The sequence below is a fragment of the Paraburkholderia aromaticivorans genome, assembly GCF_012689525.1.
GTDB classification, from domain to species: domain Bacteria; phylum Pseudomonadota; class Gammaproteobacteria; order Burkholderiales; family Burkholderiaceae; genus Paraburkholderia; species Paraburkholderia aromaticivorans_A.
Genome location: NZ_CP051516.1, coordinates 1828062 through 1853343, shown reverse-complemented (window position 1 = coordinate 1853343; position 25282 = coordinate 1828062). Strand labels below are relative to the sequence as shown.

30 protein-coding genes are annotated in these 25282 nt (G+C 61.9%); 1 reads left to right on the top strand and 29 read right to left on the bottom strand.

Annotation, left to right across the window (positions count from 1 at the left end; translation table 11 throughout):
* Positions 1-238: 238 nt before the first annotated feature.
* The 24 genes from HF916_RS36345 to HF916_RS36225 form a co-directional block, all read right to left on the bottom strand.
* Positions 239-1210, bottom strand: coding sequence for a hypothetical protein (locus tag HF916_RS36345; protein WP_168793609.1), 972 nt, complete (start codon positions 1208-1210; stop codon positions 239-241).
* 7 nt (positions 1211-1217) lie between these two features.
* Entirely contained in the window at positions 1218-1808 is a 591-nt protein-coding gene (locus HF916_RS36340; RefSeq protein WP_168793608.1) for a YmfQ family protein, read from the bottom strand.
* A gap of 3 nt (positions 1809-1811) precedes the next feature.
* Complete coding sequence (locus tag HF916_RS36335; RefSeq protein WP_168793607.1) at positions 1812-2975, bottom strand: baseplate J/gp47 family protein; 1164 nt, start codon at positions 2973-2975, stop codon at positions 1812-1814.
* Complete coding sequence (locus HF916_RS36330) at positions 2975-3430, bottom strand: phage GP46 family protein (protein ID WP_168793606.1); 456 nt, start codon at positions 3428-3430, stop codon at positions 2975-2977. The genes HF916_RS36335 and HF916_RS36330 overlap by 1 nt, the downstream gene beginning before the upstream one ends.
* Entirely contained in the window at positions 3427-4026 is a 600-nt protein-coding gene (locus HF916_RS36325; protein ID WP_168793605.1) for a phage baseplate assembly protein V, read from the bottom strand. Before HF916_RS36325 ends, HF916_RS36330 begins: the two co-directional genes overlap by 4 nt.
* Positions 4023-5030 (bottom strand): phage baseplate assembly protein, encoded by a 1008-nt coding sequence (locus HF916_RS36320; RefSeq protein WP_240975823.1) that lies wholly within the window; start codon positions 5028-5030, stop codon positions 4023-4025. The genes HF916_RS36325 and HF916_RS36320 overlap by 4 nt, the downstream gene beginning before the upstream one ends.
* Before the next feature lie 66 nt (positions 5031-5096).
* Positions 5097-6533 carry a DNA circularization protein gene (locus tag HF916_RS36315; protein WP_168793603.1) on the bottom strand — a complete coding sequence of 479 codons (1437 nt, stop codon included), beginning with the start codon at positions 6531-6533 and terminating at the stop codon, positions 5097-5099.
* Complete coding sequence (locus HF916_RS36310; protein ID WP_168793602.1) at positions 6530-8362, bottom strand: phage tail tip lysozyme; 1833 nt, start codon at positions 8360-8362, stop codon at positions 6530-6532. The genes HF916_RS36315 and HF916_RS36310 overlap by 4 nt, the downstream gene beginning before the upstream one ends.
* 106 nt (positions 8363-8468) lie before the next feature.
* Entirely contained in the window at positions 8469-8774 is a 306-nt protein-coding gene (locus tag HF916_RS36305) for a phage tail assembly protein (protein ID WP_168793601.1), read from the bottom strand.
* A gap of 3 nt (positions 8775-8777) precedes the next feature.
* Entirely contained in the window at positions 8778-9161 is a 384-nt protein-coding gene (locus HF916_RS36300) for a phage tail tube protein (RefSeq protein WP_168793600.1), read from the bottom strand.
* A gap of 64 nt (positions 9162-9225) precedes the next feature.
* Positions 9226-10740, bottom strand: coding sequence for a phage tail sheath subtilisin-like domain-containing protein (locus HF916_RS36295; protein ID WP_168793599.1), 1515 nt, complete (start codon positions 10738-10740; stop codon positions 9226-9228).
* The gene (locus tag HF916_RS36290; protein WP_168793598.1) at positions 10741-11007 is read right to left on the bottom strand and encodes a DUF2635 domain-containing protein; all 267 of its coding nucleotides are present in this window, start codon (positions 11005-11007) and stop codon (positions 10741-10743) included.
* Positions 11008-11017: 10 nt separating this feature from the next.
* Positions 11018-11572 carry a hypothetical protein gene (locus HF916_RS36285; protein WP_168793597.1) on the bottom strand — a complete coding sequence of 185 codons (555 nt, stop codon included), beginning with the start codon at positions 11570-11572 and terminating at the stop codon, positions 11018-11020.
* Complete coding sequence (locus HF916_RS36280) at positions 11569-11886, bottom strand: head-tail joining protein (protein ID WP_168793596.1); 318 nt, start codon at positions 11884-11886, stop codon at positions 11569-11571. Before HF916_RS36280 ends, HF916_RS36285 begins: the two co-directional genes overlap by 4 nt.
* Before the next feature lies 1 nt (position 11887).
* Positions 11888-12925 carry a major capsid protein gene (locus tag HF916_RS36275; RefSeq protein ID WP_168793595.1) on the bottom strand — a complete coding sequence of 346 codons (1038 nt, stop codon included), beginning with the start codon at positions 12923-12925 and terminating at the stop codon, positions 11888-11890.
* Between the two features lie 70 nt (positions 12926-12995).
* Positions 12996-13652, bottom strand: a complete 657-nt coding sequence (locus HF916_RS36270; RefSeq protein WP_168793594.1) for a head decoration protein — start codon at positions 13650-13652, stop codon at positions 12996-12998.
* Between the two features lie 41 nt (positions 13653-13693).
* Complete coding sequence (locus tag HF916_RS49995) at positions 13694-14302, bottom strand: hypothetical protein (RefSeq protein WP_206002042.1); 609 nt, start codon at positions 14300-14302, stop codon at positions 13694-13696.
* A gap of 65 nt (positions 14303-14367) precedes the next feature.
* Positions 14368-15252, bottom strand: coding sequence for a S49 family peptidase (locus HF916_RS36255; RefSeq protein ID WP_168793592.1), 885 nt, complete (start codon positions 15250-15252; stop codon positions 14368-14370).
* Positions 15249-16901, bottom strand: a complete 1653-nt coding sequence (locus tag HF916_RS36250; RefSeq protein WP_168793591.1) for a phage portal protein — start codon at positions 16899-16901, stop codon at positions 15249-15251. Before HF916_RS36250 ends, HF916_RS36255 begins: the two co-directional genes overlap by 4 nt.
* Complete coding sequence (gpW, locus tag HF916_RS36245) at positions 16901-17170, bottom strand: gpW family head-tail joining protein (protein WP_168793590.1); 270 nt, start codon at positions 17168-17170, stop codon at positions 16901-16903. Before gpW ends, HF916_RS36250 begins: the two co-directional genes overlap by 1 nt.
* A gap of 5 nt (positions 17171-17175) precedes the next feature.
* A complete protein-coding gene (locus tag HF916_RS36240) occupies positions 17176-19269 on the bottom strand; it encodes a terminase gpA endonuclease subunit (RefSeq protein ID WP_168793589.1) in 2094 nt (697 codons plus the stop codon).
* A complete protein-coding gene (locus HF916_RS36235; protein WP_168793588.1) occupies positions 19262-19972 on the bottom strand; it encodes a hypothetical protein in 711 nt (236 codons plus the stop codon). Before HF916_RS36235 ends, HF916_RS36240 begins: the two co-directional genes overlap by 8 nt.
* Before the next feature lie 147 nt (positions 19973-20119).
* Positions 20120-20797 (bottom strand): hypothetical protein, encoded by a 678-nt coding sequence (locus HF916_RS36230; protein WP_168793587.1) that lies wholly within the window; start codon positions 20795-20797, stop codon positions 20120-20122.
* Positions 20782-21036: a hypothetical protein gene (locus HF916_RS36225; RefSeq protein WP_168793586.1), complete on the bottom strand. Its 255-nt coding sequence runs from the start codon at positions 21034-21036 to the stop codon at positions 20782-20784. Before HF916_RS36225 ends, HF916_RS36230 begins: the two co-directional genes overlap by 16 nt.
* Before the next feature lie 249 nt (positions 21037-21285).
* Here HF916_RS36225 and HF916_RS36220 point away from each other — a divergent pair, with 249 nt between their 5' ends.
* On the top strand, positions 21286-21603 hold the full coding sequence (locus tag HF916_RS36220) for a hypothetical protein (RefSeq protein WP_168793585.1): 318 nt from the start codon (positions 21286-21288) through the stop codon (positions 21601-21603).
* A 177-nt stretch (positions 21604-21780) separates the two neighbouring features.
* On the opposite strand, the gene HF916_RS36215 is transcribed toward HF916_RS36220, so the two are convergent.
* The 5 genes from HF916_RS36215 to HF916_RS36195 form a co-directional block, all read right to left on the bottom strand.
* Positions 21781-22977, bottom strand: a complete 1197-nt coding sequence (locus tag HF916_RS36215; RefSeq protein WP_168793584.1) for a PIN domain-containing protein — start codon at positions 22975-22977, stop codon at positions 21781-21783.
* 81 nt (positions 22978-23058) lie between these two features.
* Positions 23059-23679 (bottom strand): DNA-binding protein, encoded by a 621-nt coding sequence (locus HF916_RS36210; RefSeq protein WP_168793583.1) that lies wholly within the window; start codon positions 23677-23679, stop codon positions 23059-23061.
* A gap of 180 nt (positions 23680-23859) precedes the next feature.
* Positions 23860-24474: a hypothetical protein gene (locus HF916_RS36205; protein WP_168793582.1), complete on the bottom strand. Its 615-nt coding sequence runs from the start codon at positions 24472-24474 to the stop codon at positions 23860-23862.
* Entirely contained in the window at positions 24467-24931 is a 465-nt protein-coding gene (locus HF916_RS51160) for a hypothetical protein (protein ID WP_240975822.1), read from the bottom strand. Before HF916_RS51160 ends, HF916_RS36205 begins: the two co-directional genes overlap by 8 nt.
* Positions 24925-25272: a hypothetical protein gene (locus HF916_RS36195; RefSeq protein WP_168793581.1), complete on the bottom strand. Its 348-nt coding sequence runs from the start codon at positions 25270-25272 to the stop codon at positions 24925-24927. Before HF916_RS36195 ends, HF916_RS51160 begins: the two co-directional genes overlap by 7 nt.
* Positions 25273-25282 lie beyond the last annotated feature (10 nt).

Sequence of the window (25282 nt, the reverse complement as noted above, 5' to 3'; positions counted from 1 at the left end):
TGGATGCAGCCCTGAGGAAGGAGCCACATTATAGCTAGCACGTAACTTATGCAGTTGGAACGGGGAGATTTCCAGTCATGGTGCCGGGCAATAGCGCTTCCCACCATGCCTTATACCTTGGGTCGGATGCATCTAGCACGCCTTGAACCGGCACTACATCATCAGGCTGCGCGCAGCTAAAGACGCCGCAGATCGTCGTTTTGCTCGAATCCGTAAATTGCACAAAAATGTTCATCGATCAAAACTCGAAAGAGTTAGTGGAGATAGTGAATCCGGGCGTACCGGCGCTGTTCGACGACTGCTGATAGATCGTCTGTGGAGTAACAACCGCAACCCGGAACGGAATGGCCTGTGAGGCACCAGACTGAATATTGACCGTGTTGTACTGTCCACCGGCTCCGGCGATCGAGGTAGGCGTAATGACTTGCGATACCGCACTGGCCGTCGTGCTGCCAACTTGATTGAAGCCGCTAATAAAGCGAGCATTTAGCGGAATGAATGCTGTCGACGGCCGTGCCGTAGGGCCGCCGACAAATGTGGAACTGGTCAGCAAATTGCCGCCACCCCAATCCACCTTCCGATCCATCAGCAAAAACGGCGCGAAGTTGGCCGTCGTTGTGCCCATCGGAACGATGCCGATCAGCGCCGACGCTGTGTATCCAGATGGAAGTGTCACGCCGGCCACTTCCGATGCCTTCGCTGCTGTCGCATCGGTCACAAAGATGCCGGCGCCCGCCACCAAGCCGTAAGCTGCATAGACCGCTGCGAATCCGTTGGCTGCGGGCGCAGTGCCAACAACGCCTCCGATGCCAGTGCCACCAAGTGAAACGGCCTTACTGAACGGACTGAGCATGTAAGACTGTCCGCCGAGTGCCGCTTTGACGACGATCTCGTCGGCGTTGAAGGTCACAGTCGGACCGGTCGTGCCGAGAAAGGCCGATACATTGCGAGCGAACCCAATTACAGGCGTGTACATCTTGCGCAACGCTGCGTTGATCTGATTGTTTTGCGTTCGGTCTGGCGTAACGCCAGCTGCAACCAGAATTGCAATGAGCTCTTCCTGAAGCGCGTTGTACTGATACGCCGGCCATTGCGTAGCCGGGGTATTAGTCGCCGGATTGCCGTCCGTTGCAAACTGCGGCGTCCCTGTCGCCGGCGCCGCATCCGCTTGTGCTGCAATGACCGAGTTCGGCGCGATTAATCGATCCATGAAGACCTCAGGAGTAGGAAAAGAGAACTGTCGTGTGTGCCGGGGCGAAGCGCTGCAACTCGCATTGCAGAACGTTGTTGCCCCATGAGGCGAAAGGCGTGCCGAACGCGCCGCCAAACTGCAAGGTGGAAATCGTGAAGGTCGGTGCGTTGACCTGCCAGGCAAACGCCCAGGCCGTCCCGCCAAAGAGCGTTCCGAAGTTCTTGCCGAACCTGGACGGCACAAACTGCGTGATCGTGATTGCGTATCCCAGCGCCGCCGCGACGGCTGTGTAGTACGCGATGGACTGGCCGCCCGTGGCTGTCAGGCGCGCAACGACCTGTGCTACGCGTTGCTGAGTGGTCGGCGCCTCGCCGGCGCACGGATCGGGAAGCCCGAGCGTCGCCTCCCACTCCGGCAACAGCTCGTAGGTGGTCGACGGAAACGCGTCGACGAGAAGATTGTTCGCGCGCGCGTTCAACTGAGCAAAAACCGGCGTGAATCCAGACAGGATCGCGGTCTGCTGCGCGTCCGGATCTCGCGGCCAGACGCGGCCGCGCGGAAGATGCGTCTGCAGAGCGCGCAGATAATCCGCGGCACTATAGTTCGGAGCTGGCATGGGCTAGACGAGAGCGACGGCGCCGAGCACGGGCAGCTGGCCGGTGCCGTTGGTGATGTTTGTATTCGCGGGATAGGTCGTGGTGACGCCGCCCACCGTGCTCGTGATGGCATTGATCAGATAACCGGCTGATCCGGGTACCGAGCCGATCGCCGAATTGACGTCAGAGAGGTCGATCTCGCCCGCCGGCGCTCCCTCCCGGATCATCAGGTCGGAGAGCGCGGCTTCGATCGCAGCCTGGGTAGCGCTCGAAGCCCCGCTTAGGCCGCCGATCGTGAAGCCGATCTGGTTTTGCACCGGCGCGCAGAGATAGACGAGCGCGGTTACCGGTTGTTCAGTGATGATCGCGTTCGCCACGGTCAACTGATCACCGGTCGCCGGCGTATCGCGAGGCGCGCCGCCGGGCCCCTGGTCATATTGGGAGACGCCGTTCGTGCCCTGCGGAAATCCAGCGTGCGCCGCCTCGGCGGCGTCCATCATGAAATAGACGACGACTGTGCCCGGCCCGAATCCGTTCGGAGAACACCATGCCCGAGTCACGCCCGCGACGTCGCGCGCCCATTCGACATAGTCGTCCTGATCACCGCCCTGCACCGGCTTCTGGAACGCGAGCATCACGCGATCGCGGAAATCATCCTGCGTCTCGACGTCGGCGCCGGACGTGACCACAGCCGTCACCGTGCCAGTCGACTGAATACCTGGCACCGCGCTTGCAAGTACGACAGCCGTGCCGACGTCGCAGTTGCCGGCACTGCCCGCCGTCACTGCCGTGATGTTGACCGTGACGGTCGTGCCGCTGACGTCAGCGTCGCTGTTCGTGGTGTAGGCAAAGCCATCGCCCCGGTTCACACCGGTGGCACCCGGAAGTCGCGTGGCGTTTGCCCCGGTGAACTGCACGGTCAGGACCGTTTGCGTCGCGGCCAGGAGGTACGTGTTCTTCAGCGCGCCCCACCCGGCTAGAAACTCATCCGTCGACGTGAAGGGGACAGCCTGCTTCGCAATCCAGTCCAGATAGCCATAGAGCCCGAAAACGAGCGCGGCGAGCGCCGACCCGACTATCTTGAGGACGGCCTTCTGCAAAAGCGACACGACAAGGCCAGCCGCGCCAGTGATGTCGGACCAGATCTGCGTACGAAGCGCGGTAAGCGTAGGACGTGAATATGGCATCAGCTCACCCCACTCCAGGCCCAGTTGAACGTCTGCGGCGCGCTGCCGTCAGGCGCATAGGCGGTGATGGAAATTCCGAGCATGTCCGATTTGACCCATTGGGTAATAACGTCGAACTGCGACACGACGTTTGTATCGATGAGCCACTGGATCGCCTCGACCACATAGTCATAGGCATCCGTCAGCGTCTTGTCCGTAGGTGAGGTTCTACGGGAGAGCAGCCACAGTCGTGAGCCGGTCGGTCCGGTGCCATCGTCAACGCCGTCATCGCCCCACCATCCGCGGCGATCGCTCGATCCGTCCGGTATCACGTCGTCGGGCGCGGCCTCGCGATCGGTGAAAAGGCTGAAGAGCAACGCCGTCTCGAGGTCACCGCCCGTTGCGATATCGCCGGCGATGAGGGACCAGTCGCCGCGTGCGTTTGCAGCGTCCCAGACAATCTTGATGTCGCTCATTCGATGAGATTCGGTGTAGACGTCGTGATCGTGCTACCGCCCGTTTGCACGTTGACGACCTGGTGATCGTGGCCATCGTGCGCCGTACGCAGCTCCGCGAGCGTGCTAGTTTGCGTATCGCAGTTGTCGATGATGTCGCCGGTACATTCGAGGCGCGGCGTAACCGCGCGGATCTTCGTGGCCGCATTGATCGTGACTGTCGTCGCGCCGTCGATCTCAACGGGTTGCCCATTCGCTTTCACGAGGATGCCGCCGGAGGCCGTCAGATAGATCTGCTTGCCGTCCAGCGTGTAGATCATTGTTTCGCCCGCCTGCAGGCCTGTAGGCCGCGACGGCTGGTGGTTCGACGCGACGATTACGCCGTTGCTACGGTCACCACCGATGAAGGCGATCGCGACGTCGGAGTCGCGCGGCAGCATGGACGTGAAACCGAACTCGGCAAGCCGACGCAGGTTGTCGATCGTCTCGAGCTCGTTGATTTGCACCTGCGCGAGCTGGACGGGACCATCGTCGTTCGCAGTCATCACGCGGCCGCGGCCAAACAGCAGCAGAACCCGACGCGCGAGTCTGTTCAGAATCCCATTCGATCCACTCATCGCGCCCCCGGCGGAACACTCGCGTCGACGAACATCGGCTGCAGCGCCACCGGCTCGGGCAGATACGCTGAAGGCCTCATGATCGTCAGCTCCGCGGTGGTGCCCTCCTCTTCGGAGCGCATGTAAGTCACTTCGCCAATCAGCCAGACCTCGTTCTCGAGCTTCAGCTTGGGCAGCGAGATGGCCACGAGGGTGTTCGGCGTCCAGAGCGCGCCGGCTGCATCCCGCCAGCTATCTGTCACGACCGTGACCACCGCAGCGCGCCCGATGCGACGATTCATTTCCCAGTTCGCGCGCCGCGTGGCGAGATCTGCATATCCCTGAACCGCCTCCGCGACGATGTAATGCTCGCGCACGCGCTTCACGCCCACGTCTTCTACCGTGGCGATAACGTTAGGACCGACGCCCACGTCGCTGAAGGTGAGCACCGACTGGGTGAAAACCGTGTACTTCGAAAACCGCTGCTCGGCTGCATAGTCGATATAGGCGCTTTGCACGTTGACGCCCTGGCTGAGGCCGCCGGCCGCCTGCACGGTGCCGGCCTGCGTGAGCCTGAGACTGCCGTCCGGCTGATCGTAGACGAGCAACTGGCTGTACCGGCTAATCCGCTCGATGATCTCGAAAGACGTTTCCCCGATGAAGATGTTGAACTGGGGAATTGCGATCAGGTCGCTAACGTCGCACGTGACGGCGATGCCGTAGTGGGCAGCCAATTTCGAAGCGACGTCGAGTGCAGATGTGCCACTGATCTGCCCGTTCGGCCACACCGCCGCGCAGTCGACGAGGTCCTGACACTTGCCGCGGCCGGTCGCGCGGATCGCATGACCGTCAGCATCAAAACCGGGCCGGTACCGGTCGACGTAGCCAGTGATCACGAGGTCGCTCCCGATCTGCACCTGGCACTCATCGCCGGGCTGGACGACGACCTCGCTGAGCTCGCCGGGGAACGATTCGGTCAGGCCAATGGAGAAATCCGACGGACAACGCTCGATGCCGCGCGTCACGCGAATATCAGTCCAGCCACCGACGGTCTGATTCCCGACGCTTAGATACAGATCATCGTCCATGGATCAGCTTGCGAGTGCCTGAAACGTCATCGGCATAAACAGGGGGTGAATCGGCTGGACCTGTTGCACGAGCTGGTCCACACGCGTGACATCGTCGTAGATACGGTGGGCCAGAACGAGCGCCGGCATCGGAGCGTTGAACCTCATCGTCTGGAGCGGCGCGAGATCCCCACCCCGGGACTGAAGATCCGTCACGACAGCGTTACGAAGCACGCGCAGTGCTGCAAAGCTCTCGTCGTCTCCAACGTCACCGGCATTTTCTATCTCTGCATCGAGCAGCGTTGTCACGTTCTCGATCCGCGTGGTCGCGTCGTCGTAGGACGATGGCTGATAGGTCGAACAGGCCTGTGCGACGCCGGCCAGCGCACACCGACGGAAGAGCGCGGCGCAACTCGTCTGCATCGAAGACATCGAGCTGCCGATAACGGAGCTCGTGAAGTCGTCACTCGGCGAAAAGGACGCCATACCGCTGGCGAGCCGGATCGCATCGGCGGGATTGGCCGCCGTGGCGAGCACCGCCGTCACGAGCTGCTGCGCGCACGCGGCGAAGGTGGCCGTGTCACTCACATTGGCAGCTGCTGTCTGCAGCGCTGTCCCAGCGGCGACGACGGCTGCCGCGTGCGCCGTATCGGCCTCGATCAGTTGCGCAGCGGTCGTGCCGGCGGGAGCCGTCTGGTTTGAGCCGGTATAGCCGCTGTTGCCGCCCCCGTACAGAGCGCCAAAGTTACCTGCCAGCGTTGAGACCGCGTTGATCACGCGCTTGACGTCGTGAATGGCAGCAAGTGCCGTCTGGTACCACGAAATTGCCGTGCCGACCGCCGTGCGAACGACTGCTGCGCCCTGCTGTATTACGGTCGCCGCAGCGCGCGCAAAATCAAGAAGCGAGCCGCCGGTCACGCCGGAGGCAGCCGAAGCAACCGCGCTTTGCGTTGAGGTCGTGACATTCGGATAGATCCGCGCGCCGCCGCGCACGAAGCGCAGTCGCACCATGATCACGCGACCATGGGCGATGCTTTCGCTGCATTCCGAGTCGAGACAGCTGACGTTCTGAACGGATCCGAACGTCGGATGCACGAGCGTTTGAGGGCCAGCGGTTTCGCATGCTGCGATCAACCGATCGCGCTGACCAATGACGGAACCACCGCCGTACACCAGGCTGTTCTCGATCAGAAAGCCCGTGATATCGAAGCTTCTCGCGAGCTTTCCCATCGGCTCGACCCAGACGTCATCACGATACGGATAACGGTGGACTACATTGCGGCCGCCGAACTTCGTGCGATTGTCCAGAACAGCAAACGGCACCCCACCGAAGGAGGCCTGTCGAAGCGAGCCCCACCAGGTATTCGCGCCAGGCCCCGTCAGAATAGATGCGAGCGAGCTCGCTGCCGAAGCCACGCCGCCGACGCTTCCGGCAAACGTCACCAGACTGTTCACGCTCATATTGCAGGTTCCATCAGTGAGGAGGTGCCGATGTTCGTGCTCGCGCTCGTGGCCCCCTTCGTCTTGACGGTGGCCTTCGTTCCGGGCGGCGCATTGTGCAGATCAACTTGCACGTGGACTTTCCCATTGACGGCCTGATCAATCTTCGACGCGTCTTCGCCGCGGTACTGCGCTTCACCATATGCATCGGCCGGGCGTTCGTACAGGCGCGACACAACTGCGCCGGCGTCGGCCGCGTTGCTCGCCTGCGCCAGCGCGTTCCCTGCCTTCTGTTCGCCGCCCTGTCTCAGCTCGTAGTCGACGAATTGCAACTGCTGATCGAGCGTTGACTTGCGGATATCGATGCCGAAGCGCTTCTTGAACGCTTCCTGCCGGTCCTTGTGCCACTGCCCGAGACCGAACGCTTCACCGTTGTCTCCGACGGCATTCGGGTCGAACTTGCTCTCTGCATACAGGTTCGACGCGATGCCCGCCGCTTGGGCTCCCGTCCATCCCATCGCCTTGAACTTGTCGACAATGCCGGCCGTCGCCTGATTTCCTGCGGCGCTCCCACGAAACAGGTTGGCGGCCCACCTGTATGCGCGGCCACCGAGGCCACCGTCTTTCGGACCCTGGACGTCAGGTGTGACTATCCCGCCAGCGACGGCATCCGCGACGTACTGGTCATGATTCGGGCCCGCCGGAATTGCCTTATCGAAGGCCTTCTGTCGAGCCGATTCGGCGATATAACTAGCGGCTCCCAGCGCTACCACGCCACCCGGTGCCGTCGTGGCCGCGATCGTGCCGAGCAGAGTGACGAGGCGCGCCGCCTGGGCGACCAGCGTGGCGATGCTTGCGATCGGCCCGGCGAACGTGAGCGCCGCCAGTCCGATTGCGATTGTCTTGAAACCGCCGAGGCTATCGACCACCGCCTCGATGCTGGAAGCCGTCTTATCCCAGTCGATACCACCGATCCAAGCCGCGATTTTCGGCCCGTATTCGTTGGCGATCGGCTGCAACTGATCCGCGAGCTTGGCGAGCGCCGGCGCCAGCGACGAACCGATCGAGTTCTTTAGCTTGTCCACCGAAGCATCGAGCGCAACCATGCTTTCGTTGAACTTCTGCCCCTGTGCAATCGCATCCGGCGACATCGCGGCGTTGAGCTTGTCGTACTTCTCAACATACGCGTCGATCGCCGCGCCGCCCTTTGAGAGCAACGGCGCCAGATTGCCGACGCCGAAGATCTCAAGGAACTTCGAGCGCGCCTGCGCATTAGTGATCTTGGACGCGGCGTTTGAGATATCGTGCAGCGCGCGCACCGTATCGACCGAGCCATCCTTCAGCCGATGGATCCCGATGTGTTTGCTGCTCAGCACGCCGGCCGTGAACGTATCGCGCCCGGCTGCAGCAGCTTCGAACGCAGACCCGATGGATTTCAAGCCGCTCGTCATGTCCTCATTCGACAGACCCGCGAGCCGCGCGGCGCCGCGGTATTTCTGAAGATCGTTCGTCGAGATACCGATGACGTTCGAGGTGTTGGCAATTTCCGTCGCGGCGCGTCCCCAGCTGTGGGCAAACGCCGCGATGCCAGCGACGGTGCCGGCGCCGGCGATCGCCGCGAGCGGCGGTGCAATCGACGCGATCTTGCGCGCGGCGTCGCTGGCATAGCCGCCGACCTTTCCGAGCCCCTTACCGAGCTGGTCGAGTCCAGTCTCTTTCGAGAACGCCGAAACTGACGCCTTGACGTCACTGATAGGCTTTGTGATCTTCGCGATCGACTGGTTGACCTTCTGCGCAACAGCCGTTGCCCGGTCGACCGCGCTGATCGTGATCGTGAATACATTTGCCATCAGGTTGCCCCAGATTCCTTCAAGCGCTTAGCGTTCGCAAACCAGTACTGGAACCGACTGAGCGGCATGCGCCGCGCGTCGTCTGGCCCCCACTTCCAGAAGTACGTCAGGTCGGCGACGCTTCGACCGAGCTCTCCTCGGACTGCGGGGGCGTCCAGGAAAAACCCGAGAGGTACGCAGTCGCCTCCTCATAATCGGTCTTGCCGATTTTGCGAACGACAGCGAGTGGAACGCCGGCGACCATCGAGATAAGCGCAGCGTTCGAGGCGTAGCCGGACCCCGCGGTCTGGACGCTTCGGTCAAGCTCGTCGACCGTCGGCTCGCGCAGCTCGAGGGTGTCGTATGTGACGGTGTCGCCTTTCAGCGTGATCGGATTGCGAAGCCGAAGAAGTTTCTGTTCAGGTTGAGGCATCGTTTAACTCGTAGTGGTTTCTGATACGCATTCGTCCGGACCTTCCAGACGAACGTCAAACTTCGCTTCCGTCGAATCGACTTCCTGTTCTTCGACGGTCCACATGTCACGGCCGATGATCGTCTTGCCGTTGGCCAGTTCAGCCATAACGGTAACGTCCGTCATCTTGGCGATATCCGCGACGGTCAGGCCGCCCCAGTCGCGCAGGTTAAAAGAGATGTACGGCGGCGAAATTTCTTCCCCGTAGCCGTGAACTCGATCCATGCCCGAGAGCGTCTTTCGTTTCTTGCTGGCCGGCTTGTACTTGAAGTCAGCTGTGATCATGTAGGTCGTACCATCGATCGACAGCGACGCAGTGCCGGCGAGCAACCCAGTGGGAGAAGGCATTGCTGGTCTCCAGAAAAGAGAAAAGCCGCCTCTCGGCGGCCGGAGTTGCGGTCAGGTTCTGGGTTTAGCTCGCGGTTGCAGGCACGATGTTCGAGAACTGCATCAGCAGCGCAAGGATGCGCAGTTGATCGATCAGGATCGCCGGATACAACACGTCGACGCGATTCGGATTCTGCGAGTTCTGCTGGACGATGAGACCCTGCGCAAACACCGAACTGCCCTGCACATAGCCGTTTTCCTCGAGCGTCTTATACCGTGCAATCAGATCGGCGCGGATCATGTTCGGCGTGACGACGTTCGTACCAGGCACGACGCGCGTGCCGTTTGCCGCGAGCTTTTTACGCGCGTACTTCGTCGTGACTACCGACTTCAGATCACGGAGAACGAACGTCAGGGTGTTCATCGTCTCAACTTCGAGATAGCTGTCATCCGCATTACCAAAGCTGTTCTTCTGGTACGTGGTGATCAGATTCTCGATAGAGACGGTGCCGTCGTCACCTACCGAAAACGTCGAGATGCCGTCATACAGCAAAGTGTTGCGGTCGGTGAGCGCGAAACGCAGGGGCAGCGGCGGAGCCCGCATGGTGGCGAGCGTCACGGTCTGCAGCGGCTGAGCCGGATCGGCGCGTGCGGAAACCGCGACAGCGGCGGTCAGATCCGCGGCAATGACCCAACATGGCGTCGGCGATCCGTTGAAGCCCATGATCGACACATGTTCGTCGTTGCGCGTCACACCGAACGTTGTGAGCGCGCCGAGCGTGCCGCGGTAGGCGGCGTATGCGCCGCCATAGAGCTGCTCGCTCCAACTCCATCGACCGGTCTGCGTGCTGAGGAACGACTTGATCGCATTCAGCGACGCGCTGTCCGTGTACGGCAACGCGATGAAATCGAATTCCCGATCGCCAAGGTTCGCTAGCGCTGCCGTCAGCGTGGACGGGTTCGTCGCGCCGCCGGACATTGGCGTGATCGTCACCGCCAAACCCGCAGGCGTTGCTTCGCCAGCGGCGGTGCCACCGTAGTTCAGTTGAAGGTCGATATCGTTGCCGGCGAGCCCCTTGTTCTTCGCCGTCAGATTGGCCTTCGTCGCCGTCGTGCCGTCGACCGCGGCCGTCACCGGAAGGTGAGGCAAGGTGCCGATCTGCGCGACAAGGGCCGTTGCGATTTGCGCGGCCGTCATGGACGGCGTCACCGCCAATGAAACTATCCGACCAGCAACATAGAGCGACAGGACACCGGTCACCGTCGGCACACTGGTGAAATTCAGACTGCCAGTAGCTGCGACAGAAGACGGATCATCGGCGAGCGGCAAGTACCAGACCTCGCCAAACGTATCCCGCTTGCGATAGGCAGCGGTCATCATTGCCAGCATCGATCCCTGGCCGCCGACTGATGCCGCGTCGGAGACACCCTGGCAGATCTGCGGTGTGTTGGGTGTGCCAGTGCCGCTCGACAGAATCTGCCCGATGATCAGCGCCCGCTGGGTCTGCTGGCCAGTGTTTGCCTTGCTCGGGTCAATATCTGCGTAGAACAGCGGGACGCGGATGTTCTGCGGGATATTCGGGAAAGAGATGTCGCCCATTTAGTTGGCTCCCTTTGCTTCGTCGTTGAGGACATCCGTGACAACTTCGGATGCGCTCTCGCCGGTTGCTACTGCCGGCGCTTCCTGCGTCACCATCACAGCGTCGCCATCGCGGACGCGGCGGACCCAGTAAAGGTCGTGATCTCCCACCTGCATGCCTCCAGCGGGCACGACCGTGGTCTTCACGCCCTCGACCGGCGCGGCCGACAGGAGCTGCTTCGTGACCGGGTCGCGCAAAAGCAAGCCCGGTGCGGGTTTCACAAACATTGTATTTCCTTTACTGGGGAAGGTTGATGGTCAGACCCGGCTCGGTCGTGCCGTTCGGTTCCTTAACCGTTAGGTCGATACCCTGCAGCGGCACCGCCGGCGGCTGATAGAAGTCGTGCGGTCCCTGTACGAACTCGAGCCCGATATCCAGAACCATCTGACCAATGGGGTTCGCGCCCTCACCCGATGGCTGCATCGACGATCGGAACCATGGGTATTGCTGAAGAAGCGACATCAGCGGCGGGTAATTCACGAGCGCGGCCTTGATCTGCTCGCGCAGTATCTCGAGCTGCTCCTCGACGATCACACCCGCCTGATCGTCCGTTCTCGCCGGCGCCTGCGCACGCGCCGTGATGCGCAACGTAGTCGTCACAGTGAACGCCGGCGGACCGTGCGGTCCCCAGGACTGCCCGTCCTCATCCGGTGTCTGCACGAGCAGCATCGGATAGGTCTGGTCCCAGGTCGCCCACGTGCGAGGCGAATAGACGTTCGGTCCCGCGTCTGTCGCGTTCAGTTCGAGAAGCCCCTGCACGGCCAATTCACGCAGATCACGTGACGTCGTCATTGAGCACCCAGGTCGAGATATGCCCACCCGAGCCCGTCGACCGCGGCATCCTTCACCACATACGTTGCGGTCCCCACCTGCACGGTGTCGCTTTGTCGCGGCATCGATGGCAACTGCGAGACCTGCAGGCCGAGCGTCGCCACGGTGATGTTCGCGTCTGGCGTGCCGTCCTCGTTGAAGGTGTGATCGGTGATGAGCGTGAAGATGCCGAGTACCGGCGTGCCGACACCCGGCTGCAGGAAATACACGAGCGAAACCTGATCGCCGAGCGCCGAGCTGATGGCGGCGTTCAGCGTTCCGTCGAAGTCGATCACGTCAGGATTCCAGGCGCCCGCTCTGCAGCATTTCCGGCCGCGTGCAGATGTGCAGCGGGTAGCTGTAACCCTCGACCTTCCACCAGGCATTGCGGTCACGATCCATGATCGGGATCATGTACATGGGCTTGCCCGGCGTATTGACCCATTCGAACGATTCGCCCGGCGCCAGCGCGCGGCGGAAGACACCGGGTGCACCGACCGGGAAAAACTTGACCTTGTCATCCGGGATCTTGATGGTCGTGTTGTCGTCCGAGCCGCGGTAGTTCATCCAGTAGATGCCGCCGAACTTGAAGGTATCGAACGCGGCGCCCTGGCTGTCGTCGCGCAGATCCGCAGCGGCCGACCAGTTTAGGAACGTACGGATCACGTCGGGGTGATTGACGAAATCGTCGTAGAACGCGTCGCCGCACATCGCATACACCTTCGTGGTCGGCAGCCATGCACCCTGCGCCTTGCGCATCATCGCGCGTCGGATGCCGTTACAGATCGGACGGATGCTGTTGGCCGTGCCGGCGGTGAGATTGAAAGGCACCTCAGTCGCCGGCGTGATGCCGAACTCGTCGAAGAAGTTGTAGATCACCGAGCCGTTTGCATCGAGCAGCTGGCCCTGGACAGCGGCAAGCCGGTGGAATTCCCACGTGTACTCGATGTTGCGCAGGATGCCTGTCGGGCCACTAACCCGACGAGCGAGTTCAGCCTGCAGTTGCATGAGTTCGGATTCCGTGCCGAACGCGCGAATATCCTGAATCTCGTTTGCGTAGATCGTGTCATCGTGCATCAGACGCGGCACCTTGAAGTACCGGGCCGCGCGTTGCTCGGTGACACGCTGCGTGCCTTCCGCACCGCGTGGCGACGTCGGAATCAGGATCAACTGACCCTGACGCTGTTCGACAGCGAGCACGGTATTGCGGATCGGCTCGTCCTCGAAGATGTCGAGATCGCCGAGCCCCACCGGCTGAAACGGATATTTGTCGACCGCAGCGGTGAGCTGGATGGTCGAGAAGGCATCCTGATGGAATACGTCCAAACTGGCCATTATCGGCTCCAGAAATAATAATGGCCGCGAACGCGACCAAGTGACAAGCGACGGAATTGAATGCGTCGGTTTAGCGGGTGATGATCCCGAGTGTGGCGAGTTGGCCCTTTGCAGCGTTCATCTGTGCCGTCGTGATACCCGCCGGCCAGATCAGTTCGCCGCCGTTCACCTCGGCATCACGGACCACCGCGAGTCCGGGCACGTCCGCCGACGTTGCGTCGTATGTGCCGAAACCGATGCCCGCGGCAATCTGCGTGCCGTCGGTTGCCGTCGGATTCAGCGGCACCAGTGATGCCGAAAGGAGCGACACCGTGACATCGAATTCGTCACCAACGACGAAGTCCGTCGCACCGTCCGCGATCGCGAACTTGATGCCGTCGGAAAACGTCTGGCCAACGACGATATCGCCGATGACATCGCCGGTCGGATCGAACACCCGGAACGTGCCGCTGTTCGTGGCGGTGGTCGTGCAGCGCACCACGTAAATTCCAGCCTGAGCATTCGGCAGTACCGGAGTCGTAGCGTCGAGCGTGAATACGCCGTTGCCCGTATTGCCGGCCTTAGCAGCTGCGGCAGCCGTACCAGCCGCCTTCTTCGCAACGACTTCGCCCGGAAGATGTTTCACCGCGCCGCTGAAGGTCATCGGGTCGCGCGAGCGGTGGCCGCGCGCTTCGGACACGAGAAAGCCACCGTCGTGCCGGTTTTCTGTGAGAGGGGTCTGAGCCATGATCGGATTCCAGAAGTAGAGAGAGGGATGCGCTGCCTTGCTTAGCGACGCCGTTTCGCACCAGCCTTCTGGAACGCCACGTCCCAGCTGGCCGCGATCGACTGCTCGCTGCTCACGCTGCGATCGCCGTCGATTCCGAGGTTCGGGTTTTGTCGACGTCCGCGGCTGCCTTCCGGCGCCGGCGCGCCATTCAACACCTCGATCGCCTCACTTCGCGGCATGGCTGAACTGAACGCCAGCTTGCAGGCCAGAACCGGATTGCGACCCGCCCCCTTGCTCGCGAAGATCGCGGCGCAACGCGCGCGCTCGCGGCGACGCGCGCGAGCAGATGCGCTGTTGCCGCGCATCTCTTCCTCGTCATCGTCATCTTCGTCGGCACGTTCGTCGTCATCGTCGTCCGAGGCACGCTTGCTGCGTTTGCCCTTGCCGCTGTCGTCGCGTTCGTCGTCCTCGTCGTCATCCTCGTCGTCGTCCGACTCGCCGCCTTCCGCGCGCTTGCCGCTCTTGCTGTTACCGTCGTCACGATCCTGCTGCTGATCGTCATCGTCGTCCGAGGCGCGCTTGCCTTTTTTGCCCTTGCCACTGTCGTTGTCCCGGTCGTCGTTGTCATCCGACGCGCGGGAGTTGCGACCGAGATGGGCGAAACTCAACCCACCTCGTGACATGAGGTTGCGTAACGTATTGCTCATTGGATTTACCCTGTTGGTGGGATGAATCAGCCCAGCTCTTCGAGCAGGGACGCGAAAGCTTCATCCGGTGCCATGACGGCATCGGCGAAGCCGATATCGACGCCGGCGGCGCCGAGAAAAGTGCCGGCCTCCGTGTCACGCACGATGGCCGTCTTGAGATCGCGATTGCGGGCGACAGTCTTGACGAAGATCTCTCCCATCTTGTTGACGTCGGACTGAAAGCGGGAGAGCGCATCTTTTGACAACGGATTGAACTCATTGCCGTCGGCTTTTTTTGCGCCGTAGTGGATGAGCGTGACGTCGATTCCCGCCTTTGAAAGTGCCTGCGACATGTCGACGTGCATGCAGATCACGCCGACGCTGCCGGTGCCACCGGTGCGCGGGACGATGATCCGGTCGGCCGCGCTCGCGATCGCATATGCAGCCGAGTAGGCGCTCTCGGTGAGCACGGCCCAGATCGGCTTCCGTCCGCGGGCGTCGTAGATCGCGTCGACCAGGTCGAAGCATCCCGCCACCTCGCCGCCCGGAGAATCGATATCGAGCATGATCGCGCGCACGTCCGGATCTCCCAGCGCCATGCTCAGCAGCGCGCGGATGCCGTCATAGCCGGTCATGCCGGAATATGGCTCGAGCGTCCCGAGCTTGTGCACCAGCGTGCCTTCGATCGGAATGCGCGCGACGCCTTGTGCCACGTCGTAGGGCTTGTACGATGCTTCCTCGCTCTCGTCCTCTGCGTCGAGAAACGCGCGCGCGCCGCCGTTTGCCAGCTCGAGGGACGAGCCGTCACCGCGAAAGAGATGCGAGATGCCGAATCGGTCTGCAAGGGCTGCCATCACGACTTCAGCCTTATGCGGCAGGATCGCGATCGGCACATTGAAAAGCCGCGTGGCCAGGTGAGGATAGTTGATCATGCCGCCTTCGGCTCTTCAGGAGGTTCGTCGGTGCGCGAAGCAAGTTCGCCTCCGCCCCACTCGGGCAGAGGCATGCCGCGTTTCTTGAAAGCCTCGATTTCGATCTGACGCTGGTCGATTACTTCCTCCCAGTCCAGACCCTGCTCGGCGGCTTCCTGCTTGAGCGTCGTGAGCGCCGCGTCCATCTTGAGAATGGAGCCTTGCGGTTCCTTGACCGGGTCAACCCACCCGCGCGCGGGTCCAAGCCACGAACAGGCCGCGTAGGCTGTGGCAGCTTCCAGGAAGTCGGGTGCGCCCTTCGGCAAAGGCAGCTCGTCGTTCTCCATCGACTCGCGAAGCCACACCGCATACATCGGCGTCGCCGTGCCGGCAGAAAAATCCAGACGACGCCGGATCAATGTCTTCCACCCCTCGAGCATCGAGCCGCGCATGTTCGAGTAGTTGCTCCGCGACCAGTCCTGCGTCACCTGTTCAATCGGGACGCCGAGCGCCGAAGCGACGCAACCCTGCATCTCATGCACGAACTCGGTAAAGCCGTTATGAGGATGGTCCGATGCGACCGACTTGATGTCTTCGCCTGGAGCCAGCGCCGGCACGCGCACGCCGTTGAACATCGCCGGTCGCTCGTCGTTCCAGTCCTTCCGTAGACTCTGATAGAACTTGAGCTCCTGATCGCCAGCTACTGCGTCCTGCACTTCAGCAGGATCGTATGGGCTGGTGACATACGTGCCGATCGATGCGGCGAGAGCTGCCGCCTGCAGTTCGATGCCGTAATAGCGCGCTAGCATCTTCGCGTGCGCGAGCACGGGAATGAACACGCCGATTCCGCGGTTCTGCCCGGCGCGATCGCGGTCGTAGTCGTGAATGACGCGCCGCCAGCCATCGTCATCTTCTCGCTCGACGCGCTCCCATTCCATGCTCTCGACGGCGTTGTACCAGTCGTTCTGGTGCGCCTTGCGAATGTGATACGCGATCGGCACACCGTCGTCGTCGACCTCGACCCCACCACGCAGGTGCTTCGTGTCCAGCATCTGCATGGGGTTCGACAGACGGTCCGGATCCACGACCAGAAAGGAGGTCGCATACTGTGCAGCACCGCGACCAACGCGCTCGGGCTTCCAGTAGTTGACGACCAGATTCTCTCCGTCAATCAGCTTGTGGCGCAGCGCCAGACGCAGCTGCTGCGACACGGTGAGCTGCCTCGACACGTCGTTGTAACGATTCAGGTCGTTCGAGAACATGCGCCAGCGCGCCTCGGCAGCACTCGCGAATTCCTTCGCCCACTGGATATCGAACTTCGCGCCGCTAATGAGGCGCAATGCGCGATAGTCAGGCGCAGCGGACAGGCGTAGCGACGCGCCGATCGCGCTGTCGAGGATCCGGGTGATGCCGCCGCTCGAGCGACCGTCATTGCGAACTTGATCGCGCGAGCGCGCGACCATGCGATCGCGAAACTGGGTGATCTCGGCGTCGGGCGAGCGTATCCATGGCAGCCACGCCCCCATCTCCTGCGTCTGCCACTCCGCAGCCTGATACGGGAAAAACGAGGCCCCGACCTGACTCCGCAGCGGCATGCCGTTCGGATAGTCGGCGCGCGCACGGCGGATCGGATTTCCGCCCGCGTCGACGAGCGTGATTTCTTTGCTCATCAGAACACCGGCGTGATGTAGCGGCGGTGACTGATGCGCACGCCCGGGTTGAGTGCCTGCTGCAGCTCAGCGATCAACATGCGCAGGTTCGCCATGTCGGTCTGCTGGAACGTCGCGCTGCGCGCGCCGCCGCCTTGCGCGTACGAGACGGTGACCAGCTTCTTACCCGTCCGCAGATCGATATAGGCCTGCTGCGCCGAGACGAGCGCGGCCTGCAGCTGCGCATCGCTCATGCCGTAATACGGCGAGCTGAGATCGGTAGTGGCCATTGGATTTAGCGGAAACGGTGAACTGCGGATTTCGACGTCTGCTGACCGGTGCCAGGACTCGACGTCGACTGAGGCGCGCTCGGCACCACTGCGGCTGATCCTGCGATCAGGGATGAATTCGTGTCCCACGGCGCCGCCCACGAAGGGGGCTTCGCCCAATCGATCTGCGCAAGGCCGTGGAGGTGCGCCATCACGTGCGTGAGGACCATCAGGTCGAGCGTCTCGTTGCGCCGGCTCTTGATGGACTTTTCCCAGCGCCCGTTCTTCATGCGCGTCTCAGCGGTCAGTTGCTCGAACCAGAGGTGAGGTTCTTCGGGAGACCGCAACGCGTACGGGAAATGCACGTACCACTCACCGACATCCGCTTTCTGCAGTTGGCCGGAAAGATCATCCTTGAAGCTGTTCGGGTTGAACTGTGCGACGGGGACGGTACCGCCGGCGGCCGCGCGATTCGATTTGCGCGCCGTGTCCGGATACGTCACCACCAGCCGCTGTGCGAGCAGCGCACTGGCGCCCTTGGTGGGTAGCACAGTCCACGCATCGCGTCCGGCGATCTTGCCGATCAGACGCACAACCCCGTCCAATTTTCGCCAGCGGCGCCATGCGGAATACGCCTGCTGCGTCACGCCCGCTTCACCGCCGCTGTCGAAACCGAAAGCGCGGATCGGCATCCGCCGGCGGCTACCGTCCGAAAGCGGGTAGGTCCGCGTGACGATCTCGAGCAGTTGATCCCAATCGTCGGCGTTCGTCGCGGGATCGCCGAGAAGACGACCTTTCTCGATCACCCAGCTCTCGCCGTTCATGCCCCAGCCGCGCACCAACCACTCGAACCGGCCGCCGTTTGCATCGACGCCGGCCGTCAGGAAGCGCACGCCCTCGGGAATTTCTGCCAGCTTGAGCGCAGCCTCGGCGCGCTCCGCAAGCACATTCGCGTCGATCGATCCTGTGCCGCGCTTGGGCGAATACAGAAAGCCCCATTGCTTGGCGACGACCTGACGAAGCGTCTTGTCATCGCCGTCGATCTCGTACTCGCGCTCTGCTTTCGCTTTCGCACGGGCGAGGCCGCCGATGCCGCCCAGGATAAACGGCGACATTGCGCCGACGATCCAGAAGCCAGCACTGTCGCGCGCCGCCAGATCGCCGGTCACGACGCCCTCTTGCGAGATCTCCTGGCCGTCGCCAACCCACCCGCCGAACGGAGACCGATACGCGGCGAGATTCATGGCGCGGCGTTCGCGGTCCTCAATCAGGCAGCCGTTCACGGGGCAGATAAGCCGCGCCTTCTCCTGGATCTCGTCGAGGCTCCAATCGTCCTGGTAGTGCAGCACCATATAGCGCGCTGCGATCGGCACCGGGCTTGACCACGCGCCGCAGTGCGGACATGGCCAATACCACACGCGGCGATCGCTGTCGCCATACAGGGCCATGATGCCGGCGGTCCAGTCACGCTCCGGAACCATCCCGCGTGCACGGTCCGGGTGGCTCATCGCCAGCAGCATCGACTGGCGGCCGAAGGTCTGGCGCCGCACGTCCAGCACCGCCTTAATGTCGCCGAGCGACTCCGGATATGCATCGACCTCGTCGGCCACGATCCGCGGCGCCGACTTGTTGATCAGGTTGTTGTCGTTCGCCGACAGAAATTCGACGTGCATGCCGTCGAACATCTTGTAGTGCAACGAGTCGTCGACGGGCTTCGAACCGAGCCGCATCGCCATCTCTGGATGGCTGTTGATCTGCGTGTTGATCCGGCTCTTGACGAATGCCTCGAGGCCCGGATCGGTCTGCATATACCAGAGCATGTCGCCCGGGTCGTTCGCGACCGACTTGAGCAACCAGTTCTGCGCAACCTCAGTTTTGCCCGACTGGCCCGGCCCGACGATCACCGTCGTCAGGTAGTCGAGTCGGGTGAGCGTCTCCATCGGCGCGACGAGATACGGCGCTTTCTCGTGGTGCCAGCGCCCGACGAAACCACCGCCCTGATTGGACAGCCGGCGATTCATCGCGGCGTACTGGGCAACCGTCTCGCGCTTCGGCGGTATGAATGCCGCTAGCGCCTCGCGCGCGATCTGGTACGCGTCGGCGTATGCGTTCTCAAGCATCGGGACCCAGCAACACGTTCAGCTCGTCGACCATCGTTGCGCGCAGGTCGTCCGTCAGATCCCGGATGTCGTCGGCGTTCGACTCCGGCAATCCCAGCTTGTCGACTACCTGATCGGCCAAACGGTCGAGACCCTTGCCGAGGTGCACAAGCATCTTGGTGATCACCTGGCGCATCACCTCCGCCTGCACGAGCTCGCCTCGATCGCGACGCAGCTTGTCTTCGAGGATCTCGGCCTGCACGGCGTCGCGCCGCTGACGCGCGGACTGTTCGCCGGCATGCACGACTGGTTCGACACCGGCCGGCGGGACAACGGAGTACTTCGCGCCTGGGTACGGATTACCCGAGGCCTTCGGATCGGTGCGCTGATCAAAATGCGAGTTCGCCGCCGCTGGCGCCGGAGCGCGCGCTCCGCTCTCGAGGTACGTGCGCACCGCGGCGAGATCGAAAACCCAACCGCCGGCGCGAGTCCCGCGCTGCGCGATCGGAAAGTTTTCGTCGCTCTCGAGCCGACGGTCCAGCTTCGGCCGCGTCCACCCCAACGACTCACAAAGGGCCGCCTTGCCGATCATCCCATCGGCGCCCGCCGGTGTAACGGCGGCTGGTGTAACGGCCTGCTCCTTTCCCCGAGGTTTGCGCGCGCCCTGCGTTACACCACGCTTCCCAGACGCCGCGTGGCTTTGCGCTGCGTTTGATTCCGCCATAGGTGTAACGTGTAACGGTTTTTTTTTACCCAATGGAACGGGAAAAACGGGCGCGCGCAATGCCCGCGTATTTCGCGACCCGCCGGAAGGACCCTGAAAGGTACGGGCGCCCGCGCCGGGCCACCCTCCCCGGGGTGCACCCTCGGCTCACCGCGCCGTCCTGCGCGCCGATGCGAGGGCCTCGGCGAGGTCGCGGTCGATCCACTGGTCGACGATCCGCTTCGCGCTGCTGCCCCAGTTCAGTTGCTTCTTCACCGGCAGCGCGTCGCCGAAACGAATGAGCAGCTTCAACGCACCGAGGTGCTTGTCGTACAGACCACCGCGCGCGACGCGCTTCTTTCGCACACCGCCATTGCGAGAAACATCGAGGCGCTGCCACACACCGTTGATGCTGCCCTTGGCTGTCTTGATCACGCCGATGTAGATGTCTTTGCGGCCGCGCAGCTTGGCCATGATGCCGCGTGGCAATTGGCCGTACTGGTTGAGAGCGGTGTCTTTCGGGTTCAGCAGCGCCGTACCGGGCAGCTTGTGCACACCGCCGGTTTCGTACGGCTGCAGATAGCTCGCAGTGGTGTCCTTCATGAACACGACTGCCGTCGGCGAGCCCTTTCTGGCACGCCGGACGCCAACCGACTTGCGTGTGAACGGCGTTGGATTCTTGAGCGTCTGAACGATGTTGTCGCTCTCGCCCTCCGCCACGCGCTGAGCCGTCTTGTTGACACCCTGTGCGATCGCGAACGGCAGCTGCCGCTTGATGAAGTCGTCGAGGCCGCGCGCGAGGGCGTTGGCGTTCGACGAAACGCGGATCGCTATTGCGCCGGCCATGCTGCGGAGCGAACGCTCGCGTCGGGTTCCGCATCGAAGAGGGGAATCGCGGGAATCTGCAGCGAATCACGACCAAGGGGAAACGCCTGCACAGCGATATCGTTCGTGTCTTGCTCATGCAGGCCGATTACGAGGCTGACCGTCGGCTTCACAAAGAACGGGGCCCGCACCATGACGCTTTCACCGAGGCGCGGGCGCGCGATCTTGGGCGCGACGCCCTTGGACTTCGGTCTGTTCATCGCTCGCCTTCTCGTGATTCGTGCGGCATGCAGCAATTGGTTGCGGGGGCAGAAGTCGAACCTGATGCTCTCGGGTTATGAGCATGATGGTCTGCCGGTGGCGTGCACCCGCACGGGAATCGAAATGAAATTTCGCGACTTAGAGATACGTCAATCGGTGAAAGCGTTGAGTACCGCCGGCGTTTTCGCGTCTTGAATTCGCGGGGCTCGTCCCGAACTTCTGCGTCCATCAACAACGTCGAGGCATATATGGCAACCACTGCAGACGAATTGCATCCCCAAATCACTGGCGCTTTGGACACTTTTGCCAAGATGTCGGCAAAAGAACGCGAGGCGCAGGTATCGAAGTATTACGCCGAGCGCTTGAATGCACTGCTTGATCTCGCAAAGGAGGCGATGAGCGGCGTTTCCGAGAATCGCTGGCCCAGGCCGATCCCGATTAGGACCACCGCGAATGGCATGGGCGGCAGCGGCGACGCGACGTATGCCGATGTTCGTGCTGTTCTTGCAGAACTCAGCGCAATCGTAGCTGAGGGCGTTACGCCGCCGTCATTCGGGTTCGCCTGACACGTGCTAGTGGCTATAGCCAAAGAAAAAAAGCCCCGAGTCCGTGAGGGCTCGAGGCTTTGGAGACACTTGTTCACAGTGTCAGGTTGAAGCGTATTCTGTGAGAGAAAATCATACCGGTCAAGAGAAATCATCGCGAGCGCTGCCGTCTGCCGGCTCGACTACCCCGATGGTCATTCATGCCGTCGCCGGTTCGAATAGGATAATGCGGGGATTCGATAACATTGTTGCGCCGTTGGCTGCCGCGTCAACGGCGTAATCCGCACTCCACGTTACATTGAAATTTACTGGCGGAAGCGCCAAGGTCTCGAGATGTCCCGCGTAGGCCGGAAAGATAGGCGGCGGTGCGATTCCTACTGTGTGCGAGCCGTAGTGACGGATTGAGTCGAAATCATGGCCAGAGTGCCAGTCATGAAATCCAAACGGGGCGGTAACTGTCGCGGGCCCCGCTGGTGCAGACAGGCCAAACAGTCCTGGTGCTGCAGGCTGAGACACAACATGTTGGTCCGACACCCACCGCTGTGCCGTCCGTTGGACCGAGTACACGCAGGAAAACAGCACCCTCGCCATCTCTTTTCGAAGGAATACAGGCGGCCAATAGAGAGCGCCGCTGATTTGGGACGAGAAGCCTATGTCGTTCGCTGCACTCAAATCAACCCATGGGCGCGCAAGTGCTGCGACGTTACTCCAGAACTCGTCAGCGGTTGCAATGAGCGCGTTCGCCTTTTCTTGCAGATCTTCGAACATCACCGGCTGGATGTCCGACACCAGAAAGTTGAGTTCGCTTTGCAGGGCGTCTAACCCCCGGATCACCTTCCCGTTAGGATAGTTGCGGGAGGCAACATGGCTGGCAAGAAGCCCATCGTCAGTGACGAGTATCGCGCTCTCTGCGCCATATGCAGGGAGATCGCCGCATAGTTGCTCAAAAGTCTCAGCAACAATCGCGTCTTTGAAGCCCTTCTCGTTTTCCGGATTCGGATCGAAGGGAGGTAGCCGGCTCCCGGCGGAAGACATGATCTTGCGCCAATCGACCCTAGCAGGATCGCACTGGCGGACCGCGATGCCGAGCTCGTCGAGTTCGCTCTGACCTACACGAGCAATCTCTTTGTACAGGGCTTCCGCGTCTCCGACCCACGTGTTCACGAAGAACGCTGGCATCTCCTTTGCAGCCGCCAACACATGCTTAAGCTTTTGGCGAAACTGATATTCGCGTTCCAGTTGAGCCATTTCTGGTATGACCCATCTGATATTGAGTGCTGCATGCGACGGGTCTTTGATCACCTTCGAGACCTTGCTTGCAATAAAACGCGACTGCGACATGAATACATTTGTGTCCAGCATCACATGCAACTTGGAATTTGTGCTTGGGATCATGGCAGCTTGCAGGGGGCGTGGTTGTAGATACATGAATAGCGTAACAGATTCGGCCAGTATCTCTTCCCGTGATCGAACTGATTACGCTTCGTCGCCAATGAGTCCTCGGGCGCTTAGGATGCTATCGATCTTCTTTCTTGCCGCCGACTCAATACCGTCCACCGCTGGCATAGCCTCGCGACCGCTCTTTTCGTGTCTCGCCTTATCGCCGGATATCCATAGTCGGATGAGGCGGCGGTGCTCAGTTGCAGTGTTAGGATGAACCCCACACTGCTCGGCAAGGTCCTTTAAAACGACCTTCACGCCGAATACCTGCTCCACAAGCTTGCGGCGCAGCCGGTAGTGGGAAACGTGGCCCGACAATACCGATTGCGCGCCGCCTTCAAGGGTGGCGATCGCGTAGTCCCAGTCCGGATTGAGCCTGTATCCGGCGCAGCAAGCGCTGCGGCAGCTGCAAGGGATTGTGCGCGGTGCAAAACGCGCGATCATCGCCGCCTCTTCGAACCTCGATAGATTGGATATCTCACGGCGGATCATCCCCGCCTGCCCGGCGCCGTCCATTCCGGATAGACCTTTCCCTGCACGCGCCGCCGGCGCGGCGAGACGATCCATAAGCGGCCGCCCCTGCTGTTGCATGGAATAGTTGAATGCGAAGACGAGCGCCGCCTGCGGCGTGCGAAAAAGTGTTGTGGCTTCAGTCATTGCTGTTCCTATATTGCGCGCAGCGCTTTCCGTATTTCCTGCCCTTCCTGCAAACCATCCGCACGCCGCCGAATGGATCTTCACGCGGTACCGCATGCTGGCAACCGATGCACCTCTCCGACTCACGGCGCTCGAGCACGTCTGCGGGATCCCCGTACTCCCACCACTCGAGCGGTTCGCTCATTCGCTCTGCGCGCCGCCGGCGTCACCAAAGAGCGCGATCGCAGCGGGATCACGCCGGATCAACTTGCCCGACTGCATTAACCGTCGGTGGTTGTCACGCGCGACGCGATGCCCTGCCACGTCCGGCCGCTCACGTTTCAGGCGCTGCCACCAACGCTGATAGATCTCGGCCCGCGATTGCCGCGGCGGTCTGAGCACGTCCGCGCCAGCACCTGCGGCAAATATCTCGGCGCGCCGGCCGTGATCGTCGGGCGCGGTCCAGCCACAAACGTGAATGTCGGCACGGTTTTCTTTGATGAAAGCTGTGACTGAGCACTTGCATGCCTTCGCAAGGCGCTCTATCTGTGCGCGCGTGCATGGTCTGCGCATCAGCACCTTCCAGATCTTCGGCGTCGTCAGACGCTTTGGTGCCGCGCCGCCGAATACGAGGCGCAGCTCTAGACCTGCCTCGGCGGCGAGCTTCTCTCTGCGCTTCCTGATCGCCGATTCGGTGCGCAGCGGCAGACGCTTCAGCATTCCCTTCACGGGAACACCGGCTCTCCACATCTTGCAGACCAGCGCGTCCTCAGCGGGGCTCCAATCTGGAGCGCGGCCGGCTTGCTGTTTATCCATCGATGTCTCCCACTGATTCATCGGGCACGCCGTCGCGCACCGTCGACCATTCCCTATATGCGCGCCGCCATGTCTTGAACTTCAGCAACTGCGCCGCGCCGCCGAAGTCGAGCCAGTAATGGCAGAGGCCACACGCGGGGACGGTGTATCTGTCATCGGCCTTACGCTGCCCTGCCTTGCCATGCGCGCTCTCGTTGGAATGCGCGGGCACAATCGTCTCTTCAGTATCCAGCCGCCGGCAGAGGTCCGGCACGCGCAGATAGCAGATCTGGCGGTTGCAAGCGTTGCGCATCTTCGCGTCGTGCCAGCTTCGCTTCTTCCGCGCTTTGCGCTTGAATGGCGACTTGACGAAAATCTTCGTGCGCGTGAGCGAACTGCTCGGCGCCGGCCGATGTCCGATCGGCGCGGTACGCTTCAGCGGCGTCCTGCTGACCAGCGGCTTCTTTCGCGTCAACATGGATCGCCTCGCAGCTTCAGCACGTCGTCGATGCGCACGCTGTTACGGTCCGGCGGAAACTCCGGCAGCACCACGCGCTGATTGAAATGCAACGGCACGCGTAGTTCGACCTCGCCGGATTCCAGCCGTGGCCAGTTCTCCGGCGGCGTGATCCACGCCGGCAGCCGGACGTATGCTGAGTAGCTGACGCGCAGACCGCGGCGCAATGAGTTCCGGAATTTCCACGGCGAATGCGCGAAGCTGCGCACGAGCTCGACGACGTCGCACTGAATCAGGCACGGCGGCCGCTCCTTCTGCGGCACGCCGTACACGGTGAATGACGCGGGGACGATGAACGTCATTCGCATGGTG